At 70.3% G+C, this 18,625-nt stretch carries 13 protein-coding genes; 8 read left to right on the top strand and 5 right to left on the bottom strand.

Translation table 11 applies throughout. From position 1 onward, the window contains the following. Positions 1–293 precede the first annotated feature (293 nt). The gene (locus C1N81_RS35205; protein ID WP_394435379.1) at positions 294–1,160 is read left to right on the top strand and encodes a RecB family exonuclease; all 867 of its coding nucleotides are present in this window, start codon (positions 294–296) and stop codon (positions 1,158–1,160) included. 37 nt (positions 1,161–1,197) lie between these two features. Next, entirely contained in the window at positions 1,198–1,869 is a 672-nt protein-coding gene (locus C1N81_RS35200) for a response regulator (protein WP_394435377.1), read from the top strand. A gap of 143 nt (positions 1,870–2,012) precedes the next feature. Here the strand turns inward: C1N81_RS35200 and C1N81_RS35195 are convergent, their stop codons facing one another. The 3 genes from C1N81_RS35195 to metH all read right to left on the bottom strand — a co-directional run bounded on the left by C1N81_RS35195 (position 2,013) and on the right by metH (position 8,305). Next, complete coding sequence (locus C1N81_RS35195) at positions 2,013–3,620, bottom strand: ABC transporter substrate-binding protein (protein ID WP_394435376.1); 1,608 nt, start codon at positions 3,618–3,620, stop codon at positions 2,013–2,015. 357 nt (positions 3,621–3,977) lie between these two features. Then, the gene (locus tag C1N81_RS35190; RefSeq protein ID WP_394435374.1) at positions 3,978–4,673 is read right to left on the bottom strand and encodes an HAD family hydrolase; all 696 of its coding nucleotides are present in this window, start codon (positions 4,671–4,673) and stop codon (positions 3,978–3,980) included. Between the two features lie 122 nt (positions 4,674–4,795). Next, the gene (metH, locus tag C1N81_RS35185) at positions 4,796–8,305 is read right to left on the bottom strand and encodes a methionine synthase (RefSeq protein WP_394435372.1); all 3,510 of its coding nucleotides are present in this window, start codon (positions 8,303–8,305) and stop codon (positions 4,796–4,798) included. Positions 8,306–8,627: 322 nt separating this feature from the next. On the opposite strand from metH, the gene C1N81_RS35180 reads away from it, so the two are divergent. From C1N81_RS35180 to C1N81_RS35160, 5 genes are all read left to right on the top strand, one after another. Then, positions 8,628–9,401: an IclR family transcriptional regulator gene (locus tag C1N81_RS35180; protein WP_394435370.1), complete on the top strand. Its 774-nt coding sequence runs from the start codon at positions 8,628–8,630 to the stop codon at positions 9,399–9,401. Positions 9,402–9,756: 355 nt separating this feature from the next. Next, positions 9,757–10,548 carry an MIP/aquaporin family protein gene (locus C1N81_RS35175; RefSeq protein ID WP_394435369.1) on the top strand — a complete coding sequence of 264 codons (792 nt, stop codon included), beginning with the start codon at positions 9,757–9,759 and terminating at the stop codon, positions 10,546–10,548. Positions 10,549–10,613: 65 nt separating this feature from the next. Beyond that, entirely contained in the window at positions 10,614–12,161 is a 1,548-nt protein-coding gene (gene glpK, locus C1N81_RS35170) for a glycerol kinase GlpK (protein ID WP_394435367.1), read from the top strand. A gap of 9 nt (positions 12,162–12,170) precedes the next feature. After that, on the top strand, positions 12,171–13,787 hold the full coding sequence (locus C1N81_RS35165; RefSeq protein ID WP_394435365.1) for a glycerol-3-phosphate dehydrogenase/oxidase: 1,617 nt from the start codon (positions 12,171–12,173) through the stop codon (positions 13,785–13,787). Between the two features lie 112 nt (positions 13,788–13,899). Beyond that, positions 13,900–14,958 carry an LLM class flavin-dependent oxidoreductase gene (locus C1N81_RS35160; protein ID WP_394435364.1) on the top strand — a complete coding sequence of 353 codons (1,059 nt, stop codon included), beginning with the start codon at positions 13,900–13,902 and terminating at the stop codon, positions 14,956–14,958. Positions 14,959–14,970: 12 nt separating this feature from the next. On the opposite strand, the gene C1N81_RS35155 is transcribed toward C1N81_RS35160, so the two are convergent. Together C1N81_RS35155 and C1N81_RS35150 are read right to left on the bottom strand one after the other, a co-directional pair. Then, the gene (locus C1N81_RS35155) at positions 14,971–15,495 is read right to left on the bottom strand and encodes a MarR family winged helix-turn-helix transcriptional regulator (RefSeq protein ID WP_394435362.1); all 525 of its coding nucleotides are present in this window, start codon (positions 15,493–15,495) and stop codon (positions 14,971–14,973) included. A gap of 94 nt (positions 15,496–15,589) precedes the next feature. Next, complete coding sequence (locus tag C1N81_RS35150; RefSeq protein WP_394435361.1) at positions 15,590–16,954, bottom strand: MFS transporter; 1,365 nt, start codon at positions 16,952–16,954, stop codon at positions 15,590–15,592. A 184-nt stretch (positions 16,955–17,138) separates the two neighbouring features. Here C1N81_RS35150 and C1N81_RS35145 point away from each other — a divergent pair, with 184 nt between their 5' ends. Further along, positions 17,139–18,623 carry an aldehyde dehydrogenase family protein gene (locus C1N81_RS35145; protein WP_394435360.1) on the top strand — a complete coding sequence of 495 codons (1,485 nt, stop codon included), beginning with the start codon at positions 17,139–17,141 and terminating at the stop codon, positions 18,621–18,623. Positions 18,624–18,625: the final 2 nt, after the last annotated feature.

Genomic DNA, 18,625 nt, shown 5'->3' with positions numbered 1-18,625 from the left:
CTCCGGGCGGCCGGGCCCGGGGGTCGGGTGGGGACGGGCCTGGGAAGGGCGGGGGGCGTCCTTCCCAGGTCGTGTCGTGTCGCCGGTGCTGGACTGCGGCCGCCCGCTCTCGTCCACGGTGATCCCTCGGTCCCCTCGTTCGAGCGTTTCCCGCCGGGCGGGACGTTCTGGCGTCGATGGTATGCGGACGGTGCCCGGTGGCCCCCGTCGACTCCCCCGGGGCCACGCTACGCAAGACGCCGGGGGACGCGCAGGTGCCTGACTGTCAGTGGCGGGCCGTATCGTCGTGGGACATGGAGACCAGTACCGGTTCGGGCCGTGAAGAGGGTGTCGCCGTCGCGCCGGCGTCGCTCTCGCCGTCGCGCGCGAGCGATTTCATGCAGTGCCCGTTGTTGTACCGGTTCCGGGTGATCGACAAGCTGCCGGAGAAGCCGAGCGAGGCGGCGACGCGCGGGACGCTGGTCCATGCCGTCCTGGAGAGACTGTTCGACGCGCCGGCCGGTGAGCGGACCGCGCCGCGGGCCAAGGCGCTGATCCCGGGGCAGTGGGACCGGCTCCGCGAGGCGCGTCCGGAGTTGAGCGAGCTGTTCGCCGAGGACGCCGAGGGCGAGCGGATGGCCCGCTGGCTGGGGGACGCGGAGCGGCTCGTCGAGCGGTGGTTCACGCTGGAGGATCCGACGCGGCTCGAGCCCGCCGAGCGGGAGTTGTTCGTCGAGGCCGAGCTGGATTCGGGGCTGCGGCTGCGCGGCATCATCGACCGGGTCGATGTGGCGCCGACGGGCGAGGTCCGCATCGTCGACTACAAGACGGGCAAGGCGCCGCGGCCCGAGTACGCCGAGGGCGCGCTGTTCCAGATGAAGTTCTACGCCCTGGTGGTGTGGCGGCTGAAGGGTGTCGTGCCGCGGCGGCTGCAGCTCGTGTACCTGGGCAGCGGGGACGTGCTGACGTACGACCCGGTGATCGCCGATCTGGAGCGGGTGGAGCGCAAGCTGCACGCGCTGTGGGACGCGATCAAGGAGGCCACGGAGACCGGCGAGTGGCGCACGCGGCAGACGAAGCTGTGCGGCTGGTGCGACCACCAGGCGTTCTGCCCGGAATTCGGGGGGACCCCGCCGCCGTACCCGCTTCCGATCAGGGTGGCCGAGTCGCGGGAGAGCTAGCAGGGCAGAATGGGCCGCACGAGCGAAGGAGAGTTTCGTGGCCATCCGCGTCCTACTGGTCGATGACCAGCCGCTGCTGCGCACCGGCTTCCGCATGATTCTGGAGGCCGAGCAGGACATCGCGGTCGTCGGCGAGGCCGGAGACGGCCTGCAGGCTCTCGATCAGGTGCGGGCGTTGCAGCCCGATGTGGTGCTCATGGACATCCGGATGCCGCGGATGGACGGGGTCGAGGCGACCCGGCAGATCACAGGACCCGACAAGGACGGCCCGGCGAAGGTGCTGGTCCTGACGACGTTCGACCTCGACGAGTACGTCGTGGAGGCGTTGAAGGCGGGGGCCAGCGGCTTCCTCCTGAAGGACGCTCCGGCGAACGAGTTGGTGCAGGCGATCCGGGTGGTCGCCGCCGGTGAGGCGATGCTCGCGCCGAGCATCACGCGCCGTCTGCTCGACAAGTACGCGGACCATCTGCCGTCGGGCGACGAGCCGGTGCCGGACACGTTGCACACGCTGACGGAGCGCGAGGTCGAGGTGCTCAAGCTGGTGGCGCGCGGCTTGTCGAACGCGGAGATCGCGGCCGACCTGTTCGTGAGCGAGACGACCGTGAAGACCCATGTGGGCCATGTGCTGACGAAGTTGGGGCTGCGCGACCGGGTGCAGGCGGCGGTGTACGCGTACGAGAGCGGTCTGGTGCGGCCGGGCGCTCAGTAGCCCCGCCCCTGTACGGCGCCGGATCAGCCCTGTCCTCGAACGGCACCGGATCAGCCCGTCCCCGTACGCGGCGGTTCACGCACACGAGAAAGGCGGCGGTCACCCAAAGGTGGCCGCCGCCTTTCCAGTTGCGCGGGGTCCGCTTACTCGCTGATGCCGCGGCCCAGCTCCCAGAGCTGGAGGACGGCGGAGGAGGACAGGGTCCGCTCCACGCCGGTGACGTCGTCACGGGCGGCGACGTACTGCTTGCCCTGCCACAGCGGCAGGGTCGGCACGTCCTCGGCGACGATGTTCTGGATCTGCTGGAGGCTCTTGGACGCGGTGAGGCGGTCGGCCTCACGGCGCTCGGCCGGGATCAGCTGGCTGCGGATGGTGCTGTTGGCGTAGGGCGAGCCGAGCGTGTTGTCCTTGTCGAGGAACGGCGCGAGGAAGCTGTCCGCGTCCGGGAAGTCGGGGAACCAGCCCATGCCGTAGACGTCGTACTTGCCGTCGAGTTCGGCGTCGCGGAAGGTGTCCCAGGGGGCACCCTTGACGTCGACGTCGAAGAGGCCGCTGGAGTTCAGCTGGTCCTTGAGGACCTCGAACTCCTTCTTGGTGGCCGAGCCGTAGTGGTCGGTCGTGTAGTGCAGGGTCATCTTGACCGGCGTGGTGATGTTCGCCCGGCTCAGCGCCGCCGTGGCCTTCGCCTTGTCCGGTTCGCCGTACTTGTTGAAGAACGAGTTCTGGTGGCCGGTGATGCCCGCGGGCACCAGCGAGTACAGCGGTTCGGCGGTGGTGCCGTAGACCTTGGAGACGAGTTCGCCGCGGTCGATGACGTGGGCCATGGCCTGGCGGACGGCCTTGCTCTTGGCGCTGCCCGTCGCGGTGTTGAAGCCGATGAAGCGGATCTCCATGCCGGGCGACTCGACCAGGTTGACGTTCTTCGGCGGGTTGGTCGAGTACGTGTTGATCTGCTCCGGGGACATGGCGCGCGTCATCACGTCGAGGTCCCCCTTCTCCAGCGCCTTGCCCATGGCGTCGGCGCCGTCGAAGGAGACCAGTTCGACCTTGTCGTTCTTCGGCTGCAACTGGCCCTGGTAGTTGGGGTTCTTGGTGAAGACGGTCTTGACGACCGCGTTGTCCTTGACCTCGGCCTGCAGCGTGTACGGGCCGGAGCCGTCCACCTCGAAGCCGTTGCGCAGCGCGTTCTTCGCGTAGTCGTCGGGGTTGACGATGCCGGCGGTGGGCGTGGCCAGCTTGTACGGGAAGGTGGCGTCCGGGGTGTTGAGGTGGAAGATCACCTTGCGGGTGCCCTGCGTCTCGATCGTGTCGATCGTGGAGAGCAGGCCGTACACCATGGAGTCGGCCTTGATGGTGCGGACCCGGTCGATGGAGTACTTCACGTCGGCGGCGGTGATCGGGTCGCCGCTCGCGAACTTCAGGTCCTTGCGCAGGGTGCAGACGTACCGCTCGCTGCCGTTGTCGCTGAAGATGCAGCTCTCGGCGGCCTCGGGGACCGGGTCGCCGCTGCCGCTGCGGGGCATCGTCATGAGGGTCTGCACGGTCTGGCGCAGCACGTTCCACGAGCCGACGTCGTAGGCGTAGGCGGGGTCGAACGGGGCGGGGACCGCCTTCGACGCCACGAACCGGTCGGTGGTGCCCACGGAGATGGCGTCGCCGCCCTTGCCCCCGCCGTCGGACCCCCCGCAGGCGGCAAGCACGGGAGCCAGCAGACCGACGACTGCCGGCAGCACCAAGGTCTTGCGGTTCATGCTCGAAGTTCTCCAGAGCTGTCGATCCCGTGGGGCGTAACAGGGGTGGTGTGCGCGGGACACGGGAGGGTTGTGACGAGGTTCTCGCGACGACATTAACCGGGCCCGCCGTGAGGGCTCACGGGTGCTTCGGAGGGGCCCCCATCACGCTGCGGAATCAGGCGTGGACGCACCGAAAACACGTTAGGGGGAAGGTTTCGCGCAGGGGCTCATCAATCGGGACACAAGGTCTCGTCCGGTAGGGCGCGTGGCGGGCGCGCAGCACGGCGCGGCGTACCTGTCGAGCCCCCGCCGAGTGGGAAAGGTCACAGGTTCAACCGGGTGGGCGGGGGCGGTGATTCGGCCACTCGGGAGAGTTCAGGGCGTCATCAGGCCATGCAGGAAAGGCAGGTTGACGTGTTCGAGCGAGGGCACGACGGTGCGCCGGTGGGCGGGCTCGATCGGGGCGACGGACGGGACGGCGACGACGTGGCAGCCCGCGGCCTCGGCGGCGGCGACGCCGGTGGCGGTGTCCTCGATGACGGCGCAGCGGGCGGGCTCGGCGCCGAGGCCGCTCGCCGCGAGCAGATACGGGTCGGGGTGCGGCTTGGTCCGGCTGACCTCGTCCCCCGCGACGGTGAGGCGGAAGTGGCGGGCGCCGAGGGAGTGCAGGACGCGGTCGATGATGCGCCGGTGCGAGGCGGAGACGAGCGCGGTGGGGACCTGGTGGGCCGCCAGTTCCCCGAGGAGTCTCGCGGCCCCCGGCATGAGCGGCAGGGACTGGCTGATGCGGCGTTCGAAGGCGTCGTTGAGCAGGACGGTCATCTCGGGGATGGTGATGTCGGCTCCGGTCGCCTCGATGAGGAAGCCCGCGCTGCGGGTCATGGGGCCGCCGACCACGACCTTCTTCCAGGCGGGGTCGAGGGTGTGGCCGAGCGCCTCGAAGACGGCGCTCTCGGCGTCCCACCAGAATCCCTCGGTGTCGACGAGTGTTCCGTCCATGTCGAGGAGCACGGCCTGCAGCGTGGAGCCTTCGGCCGTTCGGGTACCGAGTGCGGGGACCGTACTGGTCATCCGAGTACACCTCCATGAGGGACGAGAAGGCCGGTCCCCCTCCCTGAGCGGGAGGGCGACCGGCCTGTGCTGGACCGACCAGTGTACGACGGCGATGATTTCCGCGCGTTGTATCGCGCTTCCTAGCGGGCGTTGAAGTACTTCGCCTCGGGGTGGTGGATGACGATGGCGTCGGTGGACTGCTCGGGGTGGAGCTGGAACTCCTCGGAGAGGTGGACGCCGATCCGCTCGGGCCGGAGCAGGTCGGCGATCTTTGCGCGGTCCTCCAGGTTGGGGCAGGCGCCGTAGCCGAGGGAGAAGCGGGCGCCCCGGTACTTCAGGGCGAACATGTCCTCCATCTCGGCGGGGTCCTCGCCGGCGAAGCCCAGCTCGGAGCGGACGCGGGCGTGCCAGTACTCGGCGAGCGCCTCCGCCAACTGGACGGAGAGGCCGTGGAGTTCGAGGTAGTCCCGGTAGGAGTCGGAGGCGAAGAGTTCGGCGGTGGCCTCGCCGATCTTCGAGCCGACGGTGACGACCTGGAGCCCGACGACGTCCGTCTCCCCCGACTCCTCCGGGCGGAAGAAGTCGGCGAGGCAGAGGCGGCGGCCGCGGCGCTGGCGCGGGAAGGTGAAGCGGGTCCGCTCGTTGCCCTCGTCGTCGAGGATGATCAGGTCGTCGCCCTTGGACACGCAGGGGAAGTAGCCGTAGACGACGGCCGCCTCCAGCATGTTCTTGGTGTGCAGCTCGTCGAGCCAGCCGCGCAGGCGCGGGCGGCCCTCGGTCTCCACGAGCTCCTCGTAGGTGGGCCCGTCGCCGGTGCGGGCCTGCTTCAGGCCCCACTGGCCCTTGAAGAGGGCGCCTTCGTCGAGCCAGGAGGCGTACTCCTTGAGCTGGATGCCCTTGATGACGCGGGTGCCCTGGAAGGGCGGGGTGGGGATGGGGTTGTCGGTGGCGACGTCGGAGCGGGCGGGGCCCTCGTCGGGCTGCTCCGCGACCGGTACGTCGGTGGCCTTGACCCGGCGCTGGCGCAGCTCAGGGAGGGTGGCGCCGGGGACGCCGCGCTTGACCGCGATCAACGCGTCCATCAGGCGCAGGCCCTCGAAGGCGTCGCGGGCGTAGCGGACCTCGCCCTCGTAGATCTCGTGGAGGTCTTGTTCGACGTAGGCGCGGGTGAGGGCGGCGCCGCCGAGGATGACGGGGTAGTCGGCGGCCATCTTGCGCTGGTTGAGCTCTTGCAGGTTCTCCTTCATGATCACGGTGGATTTGACGAGGAGGCCCGACATGCCGATGACGTCGGCCTTGTGTTCCTCGGCGGCTTCCAGGATCGCGGAGACGGGCTGCTTGATGCCCAGGTTGACGACGTTGTAGCCGTTGTTGGACAGGATGATGTCGACGAGGTTCTTGCCGATGTCGTGCACGTCGCCGCGCACGGTGGCCAGGACGATGGTGCCCTTGCCCTCGGAGTCGGACTTCTCCATGTGCGGCTCCAGATAGGCCACCGCGTTCTTCATCACCTCGGCCGACTGAAGGACGAAGGGGAGCTGCATCTGCCCGGAGCCGAACAGCTCGCCGACCACCTTCATGCCCGCGAGCAGGGTGTTGTTGACGATGTCCAGGGCCGGGGTGGTGGTCAGCGCCTCGTCGAGGTCGGCCTCCAGGCCGTTCTTCTCCCCGTCGATGATGCGGCGCTGGAGGCGCTCCTCCAGCGGCAGCGCGGCCAGCTCCTCGGCCTTGCCGGCCTTGAGGGACTTGGCGGTGGCGCCCTCGAACAGCGCCATCAGCTTCTGCAGCGGGTCGTAGCCCTCCGCGCGGCGGTCGTAGATCAGGTCCAGGGCGGTCTGCACCTGCTCCTCGTCGAAGCGGGCGATCGGCAGGATCTTCGAGGCGTGCACGATCGCGGAGTCCAGGCCCGCCTTGACGCACTCGTCCAGGAAGACGGAGTTCAGCACGATCCGGGCGGCCGGGTTCAGGCCGAAGGAGATGTTGGACAGGCCGAGCGTGGTCTGCACGTCCGGGTGGCGCTTCTTCAGCTCCCGGATCGCCTCGATCGTCGCGATGCCGTCGCCCCGGGACTCTTCCTGACCGGTGCAGATGGTGAAGGTCAGGCAGTCGATGAGGAGGTCCGACTCCTGGATGCCCCAGTTCGTCGTCAGGTCGGTGATGAGGCGTTCGGCGATGGCGACCTTGTGCTCGACGGTGCGGGCCTGGCCCTCCTCGTCGATCGTCAGCGCGATCAGCGCCGCGCCGTGCTCCTGGGCGAGGCGGGTGACCTTCGCGAAGCGGGAGTCCGGGCCGTCCCCGTCCTCGTAGTTGACCGAGTTCAGGACCGCGCGGCCGCCGAGCTTTTCCAGGCCCGCGCGCAGCACGTCGACCTCGGTGGAGTCCAGCACGATCGGGAGGGTGGAGGCGGTGGCGAAGCGGCCGGCCAGCTCCTCCATGTCGGCGACGCCGTCCCGGCCCACGTAGTCGACGCACAGGTCGAGCATGTGCGCGCCCTCACGGATCTGCTCCCGCGCCATCTCCACACAGTCGTCCCAGCGGGCCTCCAGCATCGCCTCACGGAACTTCTTCGACCCGTTCGCGTTCGTCCGCTCACCGATCGCCATGTACGCCGTGTCCTGGCGGAAGGGGACGGTCTGGTAGAGGGAGGCGGCGCCCGGCTCGGGGCGCGGCTCGCGCTGGGTGGGCCGCACGCCGCGCACGCGCTCGACGACCTGGCGCAGGTGCTCGGGGGTGGTGCCGCAGCAGCCGCCGACCAGGGAGAGGCCGTACTCGCGGACGAAGGTCTCCTGCGCGTCCGCCAGCTCGGTCGCGGTCAGCGGGTAGTGCGCGCCGTCCTTGGTGAGGACCGGGAGGCCCGCGTTGGGCATCGCCGAGACGGGGATGCGGGAGTGGCGGGAGAGGTAGCGCAGGTGCTCGCTCATCTCGGCGGGGCCGGTGGCGCAGTTCAGGCCGATCATGTCGATGCCGAGCGGTTCCAGGGCGGTGAGGGCCGCGCCGATCTCGGAGCCGAGGAGCATGGTGCCGGTCGTCTCGACGGTGACCGAGCAGATCAGGGGCAGGTTCGTGCCGGTGGCGTCCAGGGCGCGGCGGGCGCCGATGAGCGACGCCTTCGTCTGGAGGAGGTCCTGGGTCGTCTCGACGAGGAGGGCGTCGGCGCCGCCCGCGATCAGCCCTTCGGCGTTGCGCTGGTAGGCGTCGCGCAGGACCGTGTAGGGGGCGTGGCCGAGGGTCGGCAGCTTCGTGCCGGGTCCCATGGAGCCGAGGACCCAGCGCTGCTGGCCGGTCTTCGCGGTGAACTCGTCGGCGACCTCGCGGGCGACCCGGGCGCCGGCCTCGGACAGCTCGTGCACCCGCTCGGCGATGTCGTACTCGCCGAGCGCCGCGTGGTTGGCGCCGAAGGTGTTGGTCTCGACGCAGTCGACGCCCACCTCGTAGTACGCGGCGTGGACCGAGCGCACGATGTCGGGGCGGGTGATGTTCAGGATCTCGTTGCAGCCCTCCAGCTGCTGGAAGTCCTCAAGGGTGGGGTCCTGGGCCTGCAGCATGGTGCCCATGGCGCCGTCGGCCACCACGACACGGGTGGCGAGGGCTTCGCGGAGGGCGTCCACGCGGGCGCGGGGTTCGGTGGCGGGCGTCGGCAACGAGGCCATGAAAGTGCTCCCTGAGGTGCGACGGCTGTCGGCTTTGCGGCTCCACTGCTGGAGGCGCACCCGGTCAGGGTAGCCGGGACCAGGGTTCGCGGGGGAAGACGTCCACGGCGTGGAATGTCGCACGGGGCGGGCGCGCCACACTGGCCGGAGACTGTCCGGCGGCGGCTCCTGACAGGGGGCGGGGCGGGGAATAGGCTCACGCCGCATTAGCAGGAGGTCGGCAACGACCGATACTGTTCAGCATTGTCGAACGTCACCCGGCGACACGGGTCGCGAGAGAAATCGCGGATCGCCAGAGCAACCGTAGGAGGAAGGGACTGCGATGGCACGCAACATCCAGTCGCTCGAACGAGCCGCGGCGATGCTGCGGCTCCTCGCGGGCGGCGAGCGGCGGCTCGGCCTCTCCGACATCGCCTCCGCCGTCGGTCTCGCCAAGGGCACGGCCCACGGCATCCTGCGCACTTTGCAGGCCGAGGGCTTCGTGGAGCAGGACGCGGCATCGGGCCGCTATCAGCTGGGCGCCGAGCTGCTGCGCCTGGGCAACAGCTACCTGGACGTGCACGAGCTGCGGGCCCGCGCCCTGGTGTGGACGGACGATCTGGCCCGCTCCAGCGGCGAGGCCGTCTATCTGGGCGTGCTGCACCAGCAGGGCGTGCTGATCGTGCACCACGTGTTCCGGCCCGACGACAGCCGGCAGGTCCTGGAGGTCGGGGCGATGCAGCCGCTGCACTCCACGGCCCTGGGCAAGGTGCTGTCCGCGTACGACCCGGTGGCGCACAGCGAGGTCATGGAGGCCGAGCGCAAGGACTTCACGGCGCGGACGGTGAGCGACCTGGCGGGGTTCGAGGGCGTCCTGGACCTGACCCGGGCGCGCGGGTACGCCGAGGACGTCGAGGAGACCTGGGAGGGCGTCGCGTCGGTCGCGGCGCCGATCCACGACCGGCACCGGATGCCGGTGGGCGCGGTCGGTATCACGGGCGCGGTCGAGCGGGTCTGCAAGGACGACGACCGGGGCGCCCTGCGCCCGGAGCTGATCGCGGCCGTGCGGGACACGGCGCGGGCGGTCTCCCGCGACCTGGGTGCCAGCCGCTTCTGAGCCGCTCCGCTCCCCCGTGCGCGCCCCGTCTCCGGACGGGGCGCTTCCGTTTCAAGGTGCAGGCTGCACCTTCGCGCGGGACCATCGAGGCACGTCCACGCACCGCCCATGACCGCAGCGTCACCGATAGGCACGTTCGATCAATAACGATCGTGCTTTGAATAACAGAACCCTTGACGATCGAACCAGGCCAAGAGCAAACTCGCGTCCATCGGTCGGCATTGTCGAACACCTACCGGCAATACGCGTTAGAGTGTGGCGAGGCCAGGCCGAGACCGCCCTCACTGGAGGGCGCGGACCACCGGAGAGGGACCCGGGGTTCGGTTTCCCTGGACGAAGGACAAAGGAGTCGCGGGTGTCCAGCTCCGACATCTTCATCGGCGAGACCATAGGTACCGCCGTGCTCATCCTGCTGGGCGGTGGCGTCTGCGCCGCCGTCACTTTCAAGCGCTCGAAGGCTTTCGGGGCCGGCTGGGTCGCCATCGCCTTCGGTTGGGGCTTCGCGGTCCTGACCGGCGCCTACCTCGCGGGCGGCGTCTCGGGCGCCCACCTGAACCCGGCGGTGACCATCGGCCTCGCCATCGAGGGCGGCACCAAGTGGAGCGACGTACCGCTCTACCTGGCCTCGCAGCTGCTGGGCGCGATGATCGGCGCCGTGCTGGTCTGGGCGACGTACTACGGCCAGTTCCACGCGCACCTGACCGACCCGGAGGTGCTCGCCGCGCAGCCGGACGAGGACGGCCTGGTCGACCAGAAGTCCGCGCCCAAGGCGGGCCCCGTGCTCGGCGTCTTCTCGACCGGCCCGGAGATCCGGAACGGCGTGCAGAACCTGATCACGGAGATCATCGCGACGGTCGTGCTCGTCCTCGCCATCCTCACGCAGGGCCTGAACGACGGCGGCAACGGCCTGGGCACCCTCGGCGCCCTGATCACCGCGCTCGTCGTGGTCGGCATCGGTCTCTCGCTCGGCGGCCCCACGGGGTACGCGATCAACCCGGTCCGTGACCTCGGCCCGCGCATCGTGCACGCGCTGCTTCCGCTGCCCAACAAGGGCGGTTCCGACTGGTCGTACGCCTGGATCCCGATCGCGGGTCCGCTGATCGGCGGCGCCATAGCCGGTGGCCTCTACAACGTGGCGTTCAAGTAGGCCCCCGGTCCGACCGAGTCCGCGCGAACCCGCCCGAGCACCAAGACTTTTCTCAGGAGCACCCCGTGAGCGACGCACACACCGCAGGCCCCTTCATCGCGGCGATCGACCAGGGCACCACGTCCAGCCGCTGCATCGTGTTCGACAAGGACGGCCGGATCGTCTCGGTCGACCAGAAGGAGCACGAGCAGATCTTCCCGAAGCCGGGCTGGGTCGAGCACGACGCCAACGAGATCTGGGCCAACGTCCAGGAGGTCGTCGCCGGCGCCGTCAAGAAGGCCGGCATCACCCGCGACGACATCAAGGCCATCGGCATCACCAACCAGCGCGAGACGACGCTGCTCTGGGACAAGAACACCGGTGAGCCCGTCCACAACGCCATCGTCTGGCAGGACACCCGCACCGACGCCCTCTGCCGCGAGCTGGGCCGCAATGTCGGCCAGGACCGCTTCCGCCGCGAGACGGGCCTGCCGCTCGCCTCGTACTTCGCCGGGCCCAAGGCCCGCTGGCTGCTCGACAACGTCGAGGGCCTGCGCGAGCGCGCCGAGGCCGGGGACATCCTCTTCGGCACGATGGACAGCTGGGTCATCTGGAACCTGACCGGCGGTGTCGACGGCGGCAAGCACGTCACCGACGTCACCAACGCCTCCCGCACCATGCTGATGAACCTGCACAAGATGGAGTGGGACGAGCGCATCTGCTCCTCCATCGGCGTGCCGGCGAACATGCTGCCCGAGATCCGCTCCTCCGCCGAGGTCTACGGCGAGGTCACCGGCGGCAAGCTCGGCGACCTCCTCGGCGGCATCCCCGTCGCCTCCGCGCTCGGCGACCAGCAGGCCGCCCTGTTCGGCCAGACGTGTTTCGCCGAGGGCGAGGCCAAGTCCACGTACGGCACCGGCACCTTCATGCTGATCAACACCGGTGACAAGGCCATCAACTCCTACTCCGGGCTGCTGACGACCGTCGGCTACCAGATCGGCGACCAGAAGCCGGTCTACGCCCTGGAGGGCTCCATCGCGGTCACCGGTTCGCTGGTGCAGTGGATGCGCGACCAGATGGGCCTCATCAAGTCCGCCGCCGAGATCGAGACGCTCGCGTCGTCGGTCGAGGACAACGGCGGCGCCTACTTCGTACCGGCCTTCTCCGGACTGTTCGCCCCGTACTGGCGCCCCGACGCCCGCGGTGTGATCACCGGCCTGACCCGGTACGTCACCAAGGCGCACATCGCGCGCGCCGTCCTGGAGGCCACGGCCTGGCAGACCCGTGAGATCAGCGACGCCATGACCAAGGACTCCGGCGTCGAGCTCACGGCCCTCAAGGTCGACGGCGGCATGACCTCCAACAACCTGCTGATGCAGACCCTCTCGGACTTCCTGGACGCGCCCGTGGTGCGCCCGATGGTCGCCGAGACGACCTGCCTCGGCGCCGCCTACGCCGCCGGTCTCGCCGTCGGCTTCTGGTCCTCCACCGACGACCTGCGCGCCAACTGGCGCCGCGCCGCCGAATGGACCCCCCGCATGGACGCGGCCACCCGCGACCGTGAGTACAAGAGCTGGCTCAAGGCCGTGCAGCGGTCCATGGGCTGGCTCGAAGACAGCTCTGTCGAGGAGTAACACCCCACCATGACTACCAAGACCACCCTGCAGACCGTGCCTGCCCTCGGAACGCACCCGGCCGCCGGCTCCAACCCGAGCCGCGCCGAGACCCGCGAGCAGCTTTCCAAGGCGACGTACGACCTCCTGGTGATCGGCGGCGGCATCCTGGGCATCTCCACCGCCTGGCACGCCGCGCAGTCCGGTCTCAGGGTGGCCCTGGTCGACGCCGGTGACTTCGCCGGTGCCACGTCCTCCGCCTCCTCGAAGCTGCTCCACGGCGGTCTGCGCTACCTGCAGACCGGCGCGGTCAAGCTCGTCGCGGAGAACCACTTCGAGCGTCGCGCGGTGTCCAAGAACGTGGCGCCGCACCTCGCCAACCCCCTCACCTTCTACCTGCCCGTCTACAAGGGCGGCCCGCACGGCGCGGCCAAGCTGGGCGCGGGCGTCTTCGCGTACAGCGCCCTGTCGGCGTTCGGCGACGGCGTCGGGCATCTGCTCTCCCCCGCCAAGGCGCAGCAGGACGTGCCCGAGCTGCGCACCGAGAACCTGAAGGCCGTGGCCGTGTACGGCGACGACCAGATGAACGACGCGCGGATGGCGCTGATGACGGTCCGCGCCGCCGTCGACGCGGGCGCCGTCGTCCTCAACCATGCCGAGGTCACAGGGCTGCGCTTCACCAAGGGCAAGGTGACGGGCGCCGAGCTGAAGGACCGCACGAGCGGCGACGAGTTCGGCGTCAACGCCCGGCTCGTGCTCAACGCGACGGGCCCGTGGGTCGACCACCTCCGCAAGATGGAGGACCCCGACGCGGCCCCGTCGATCCGCCTGTCCAAGGGCGCGCACCTGGTCCTGAAGCGGACCTCGCAGTGGAAGGCCGCGCTGGCCACTCCGATCGACAAGTACCGCATCACGTTCGCCCTCCCCTGGGAGGACATGCTGCTGCTCGGGACGACCGACGAGGAGTACGAGGGCGACCCGGCGGACGTCGCGGTCAACGAGAAGGACATCGACCAGATCCTGGACGAGGCCGCCTTCTCCGTCCGCGACCAGCAGCTGAATCGGGACCTCATCACCTACTCGTTCGCCGGTCTGCGCGTGCTGCCGGGCGGCCCCGGCGACACGTCGAAGGCCAAGCGCGAGACGGTCGTCACCGAGGGCCGGGCGGGCATGCTGTCCGTCGCGGGCGGCAAGTGGACGACGTTCCGCCACATCGGCCGTACGGTGATGAAGAAGCTGGAGTCGCTTCCGGGACACCCGCTCGGCAACGACTTCGAGCCCATCGGCGAGCTGCCGAAGCGGATGCCGCTCCCCGGTGTCGCCAACCCGCGCGCCGTCGCGCACCGCCTCCTCATCGACAACCCGGAGCCGGGCCCGCGCATGGCGCCCGACACCGCCAAGCACCTGGCGACCCACTACGGTTCGCTGGCCTTCGACATCGCGCGCCTGGCCAACGAGAACCCGGACCTCGGCGAGCGGGTCCACCCCGACGCCCCGGAGATCTGGGCGCAGGTCGCCTACGCCCGCGACCACGAGTGGGCCGAGACCCCCGACGACGTGCTGCGCCGCCGCACCACGCTGACGATCCGCGGCCTCGCCACGGACGAGGTGCGGGGCAAGGTGCAGGACATGCTCGACAAGAAGTAGCCCGGCTGTACATGTAAGGGGCGGCTCCTATGGTGGGCCGCCCCTTACCCGTCCCCTGGCGCCGCCATGCGGCCGACATACGTCAGCAATACGCGCGGGCGACAGTTGAGCCATGAGATTCCAGGTCCTGTCCATCATCGGCCACGCCCCGCACCCGCTGACCGGTGAACTCCCGTCGGCGGCGGACCGGTTGGCCGAGGTCGTCGAGGTCGGCGTGGCGGCGGAGCGGTACGGCTACGACGCGTACGCGGTCGGCGAGCGGCACGCGGGCCCCTTCCTGTCGTCGAGCCCGACCGTGATCCTCGGCGCCCTTGCGGCGCGCACGACCCGGATCAGGCTGCTCACCGGCGTCACGGTCGTGGCGATCCTGGACCCGGTGCGGGTCGCGGAGGACTACGCGACGCTCGACCAGCTCTCGCGCGGCCGCGTGGAGCTGGTGATCGGCAAGGGCGCGGAGGCCGGCCACTTCGACCTGTTCGGCCTGGACGAGGCGCGCCAGTGGGACCTGCAGAAGGAGAAGTACGAGCTGCTGCGCCGCCTGTGGACGGAGGAGGGCGTCGACTGGGACGGCGAGTTCCGGCCCGCCCTGAAGGGGGTGACGACGGTGCCGCGTCCGTACGCGGGGCTCCCCCGCATCTGGCACGGCTCGGCGACGTCCCTCAACTCCCCCGATCTCGCGGCCAGGCACGGCGATCCGCTGTTCACGGCGAACGCGATCCAGCCGCGGGCGGCGTACGCGCGCCTCATCGACCACTACCGGGAGCGGTTCGCGGCGTACGGGCACGACCCGGCGCGGGCGCACGTGGCGGCGGGTTCGGGCGGGCTGCTCATCGCGGACACGCACGAGCAGGCCGTGGCACGGTACAAGGAGCTGTACGAGGCGAAGGTCGCCCAGTCCTTCAAGCCGCATCTGGCGGGGAAGGCGGGCTACAACACGCCGTTCCGCACCATCGAGGACGCCATCGCGGACGGGCCGCAGCTGATCGGCTCGCCGCAGCAGATCATCGACAAGATCCTCGGCTACCACGAGGTGTACCGGCACGATCTGCAGTCCGTCACCGTGGACACGTTCGGGCAGGGCGTGAGCGAGCAGATCGAGACGTTGCAGCGGTTCGCGGAGGAGATCGCGCCGGTGGTGCGCGCGGAGGCGCCGACCGCCCTGTGGGCGTAGCGCCGCCCGCCCCTACTCCGCCGCGTCCGAGTCGACGATGGAGCGCTCCAGCTTGCCGAGCAGCCGGGCGAGTTGGCGGCGCTCGGACGGGGAGAGTCCGGCGAGCATCCGCCCCTCGTTGTCGAGGTGCTCGGCGAAGACCTCGTCGACCTTGGCGAGCCCCGCGTCGGTGAGCCGGGAGTAGACGACGCGCCGGTCCTCGGCGTCGCGCTCGCGCACGATGAGGCCGTCCTTCTCCAGGCGGTCCATGCGCAGGGTGACCCCGGCGGAGGAGACGAGTCCGGAGTCGGCGAGCTGTCCGGCGGTGAGCCGGAACGGCGCGCCCGAGCGGCGCAGCGCGGTGAGGACGTCGAACCCGGCGACGGACAGGCCGTGCCGCTCGATCGACGCGTTGAGCTTGGTGTTGTAGCGCAGGAACGAGCGGTGCAGCCGGGCGAGGACTTCGAGCGGGGCGGTGTCGAGTTCGGGCCGCTCGCGCGCCCAGTCCGCCACGATCTGTGCCACGGCGTCCTGCCGTGTCGCCTTCCGCTCGGCCATGCCCGCCCCTCGCACCGCTTGCCGGGTGGGCGCCGGAATTCGTACGCCCCTGAAAATTCTACCCCTCAAGCGATGGCGTGGGGCGGGCCCCCGCTCAGGCGTTCAGCTCCTCCAGCGTGCGCCCCTTCGTCTCGACGGCGAACAGGGCGATCACGGCACCCGCGCCCGCCACGCATGCCAGTTGGGCGAAGACGAGGCTGAGGCTGCCGCCCGAGCCGAGGACGGCGCCGACCGTGATGGGGCCGAGGATGACGCCGAGCCGGTTCCACAGGCCGCCGAACGCGGCGCCCCTGGCCCGGTTGGACGTCGGGTACAGCTCCGGGGAGTAGAGGTAGAGGCCCGCGTTGATGGCGTAGACGAAGAAGGTCGTGCAGGAGGCGAAGACGGCGACCTGGAGCCCGGAGGTGACGCCGGCGAGGGCGAGCGTGCCGAGGGCGAGCGCGGTGCCGGCGAGCGCGGCGACGAGGGCGGGGCGGCGGCCTATCCGGTCGATGACGAGCGCGACGGCGAAGGTGCCGATGAGCCCGGTGACATTGCTGAGCAGGGTGTAGACGAGCGCCGTGGTCAGGTCGAGGCCGAAGTTCTTGGTGTAGAGCGAGGGCAGCCAGGTCGAGATGCCGTGGTTGACGTAGTACGCGACGAACCACAGGGCGGACAGGACGGTGGTGCGGCGCAGGTAGCGGCCGGTGAACAGGTCGCGGAGCCGTCCCCGCACCACTTCTTCCGCCGGGGCGCCGGACGGCTGGGGCAGCGGTTCGCCGACCGCCTTCTCGACCTCCGCCTCGATCCGCGCGATGACCCGCTCGGCCTCCTCGTCGCGGCCCTGGGTGAGCAGCCAGCGGGGCGACTCGGCGACGTGTTTGGGCAGCAGCGCCGCGACGACGACCGGCAGCGCGCCGATCACGAACATCGCGCGCCATCCGAGGTTCGGCACGACCCACACGGCGACGAGGCTGGCTGCCGCGAGCCCGGCCGGGAAGATCATCTCGTACAGCAGGACGAAGCGGCCGCGCTTGTCGGAGCGGGCGATCTCGTTGATGTACGTGGCCGCGACGGGGACGACGCCGCCAATGCCGAGGCCCTGGACGAACCGGAAGAGGGAGAAGAGCTCGATCCCGTTGGCCAGCGCGACGGCGAGACTGGCCACGCCCGTGGTCGCCACGCCGAGGGCGACGGTCCGCACCCGGCCGATCCGGTCGCCGAGCCAGCCCGCGACCAGGGCTCCGATCAGCATGCCGACGGAGGCGGTGGTGACGGCGAAGGTGGCCTGGCCGGTGGACAGGTGCCAGTCCTCGGTCAGGACCGGCAGGGCGGAGGCGGCGAGGAGCTGGTCGAAGGCCTCGAAGAAGGTCACGGCTCCGATCAGGAAGCGGACCTTGACGTGCCAGCGGGAGTGCGGCAGCCGTTCGAGCCTGGCTGCGATCGAGCCGAGGCCCTGTTTACCGGCCACAGTCGTCATGGAGGGGTCCTTCCGCGAACACGCGAACAGAGGAGTTCCGCCGACAGTAGGAGCAGACACCTAAGTGGTCAATGGTTAGGCGCTTAGCCATATGAACAACGACTGTCGCCACAGGGGGTCTTGCGGGAAAACATTTAAGCGCTTAGCTTTCTAGCACTTCACCGATCACCGTTCGGAGGCCGCCGTGTCCAAGATCCCTGCCGAGATCCTCGTCGCGGGCCGGTGGCGTCGCGGCGGCGGTGAGCCCTTCGACACCGTCGACCCGGCCACCGGGGAGGTGCTCGCCACCCTGCGCGCCGCGTCCGCCGACGACGTGGACGAGGCGGCGCGGGCGGCGGCGCGCGCCGCCGTCGACCCGGCCTGGCGCGACCTGCTCCCCCATCAGCGGGCCCGACTCCTGCACCGCATCGCCGAGTTGACCGAGGAGGCCGCCGACGACCTCGCGGCGACGCAGACCGCCGACACCGGCAAGACGCTCGCCGAGACGAAGGCCCTCGCGCTCAGCGCGGCCGGCACGTTCCGCTACCTGGCCGCCGCCCTGGAGACCGCCGAGGAGGCTCTCACCCCCTCGCGGGGCCCGTACGTCACGATGAGCGTGCACGAGCCGATCGGCGTCGTCGGCGCGATCAATCCGTGGAACTCGCCGGTCGCCAGCGACGCGCAGAAGATCGCGCCGGCCCTCGCGGCAGGCAACGCGGTCCTGCTGAAACCCGCCGCCTGGACCCCGCTCGTCTCCCTCGCGCTCGGCCGGCTCATCACGCGGGCGCTCACCGAACACGACCTGCCCACCGCTCTGTTGTCCGTCCTGCCCGGCAGCGGCCGGGTGGTCGGTGACGCCGTCGTCCGGCATCCGCTGGTCGGCCGGATCGGGTTCACGGGCGGCACGGAGACCGGCCGGTCCATCGCGGCGATCGCCGCGCACAGGCTGATCCCGGCCTCGCTCGAACTGGGCGGCAAGTCGCCGACCGTCGTGCGCGCCGACGCGGACCTCGAACAGGCCCTCGCGGGCGTGATGTTCGGGATCTTCTCCTCCAGCGGGCAGTCCTGCGTCGCGGGTTCCCGGCTCTTCGTCGCCCGTGAGATCCACGACGCGTTCGTGACCGAACTGGTCGCGCGGGTGCGCAGGCTGCGGGTCGGCCCCGGGACCGCCCCCGACACCCAGGTCGGCCCGCTCGTCCATGTGAAGCACCGGGACTCGGTCGCCGCGTACGTGGACCTGGCCCGCTCCGAAGGCGCCGAGGTGCTGTGCGGCGGCGCCGCGCCCGAGGGCCCCGGGTACGAGCACGGCGCGTACTACCTGCCCACCGTCCTCACCGGCCTGCCGAACTCCTCGCGCACCTGCCAGGAGGAGATCTTCGGCCCCGTCCTGGTCACCCTCCCCTACGACGACGAGGACGATCTGGTCCGCCAGGCCAACGACTCGGTGTACGGGCTCGCCTGCGGAATCTGGACCCGCGACCACCGTGCCGCATGGCGCCTTGCCCGCCGGATCGACGCGGGCACCGTCTGGATCAACACGTACAAGCAGTTCAGCGCCTCCACCCCGTTCAGCGGGGTGAAGGAGAGCGGCCTCGGCACGGAGAAGGGGCGCGACGCCCTGCGCGCCTGCCAACGCCAGAAGTCCCTGTACTGGTCCACCTCCGACGCCCCGCTGCCCTGGGCCGAGTGACC

It is taken from the genome of Streptomyces sp. SGAir0957, from assembly GCF_043523415.1.
The sequence above is the reverse complement of the archived record's forward strand: the minus strand, read 5'-3'. Positions and strand labels throughout refer to the sequence as shown.

What these genes read in the sequence shown, in the direction of transcription:
- C1N81_RS35195 (WP_394435376.1), bottom strand. Translation starts at nt 3,620, where the DNA reads ATGAACCGCAAGACCTTGGTGCTGCCGGCAGTCGTCGGTCTGCTGGCT.
- C1N81_RS35205 (WP_394435379.1), top strand. Translation starts at nt 294, where the DNA reads ATGGAGACCAGTACCGGTTCGGGCCGTGAAGAGGGTGTCGCCGTCGCG.
- C1N81_RS35155 (WP_394435362.1), bottom strand. Translation starts at nt 15,495, where the DNA reads ATGGCCGAGCGGAAGGCGACACGGCAGGACGCCGTGGCACAGATCGTG.
- C1N81_RS35180 (WP_394435370.1), top strand. Translation starts at nt 8,628, where the DNA reads ATGGCACGCAACATCCAGTCGCTCGAACGAGCCGCGGCGATGCTGCGG.
- metH (WP_394435372.1), bottom strand. Translation starts at nt 8,305, where the DNA reads ATGGCCTCGTTGCCGACGCCCGCCACCGAACCCCGCGCCCGCGTGGAC.
- C1N81_RS35190 (WP_394435374.1), bottom strand. Translation starts at nt 4,673, where the DNA reads ATGACCAGTACGGTCCCCGCACTCGGTACCCGAACGGCCGAAGGCTCC.
- C1N81_RS35150 (WP_394435361.1), bottom strand. Translation starts at nt 16,954, where the DNA reads ATGACGACTGTGGCCGGTAAACAGGGCCTCGGCTCGATCGCAGCCAGG.
- C1N81_RS35160 (WP_394435364.1), top strand. Translation starts at nt 13,900, where the DNA reads ATGAGATTCCAGGTCCTGTCCATCATCGGCCACGCCCCGCACCCGCTG.
- C1N81_RS35165 (WP_394435365.1), top strand. Translation starts at nt 12,171, where the DNA reads ATGACTACCAAGACCACCCTGCAGACCGTGCCTGCCCTCGGAACGCAC.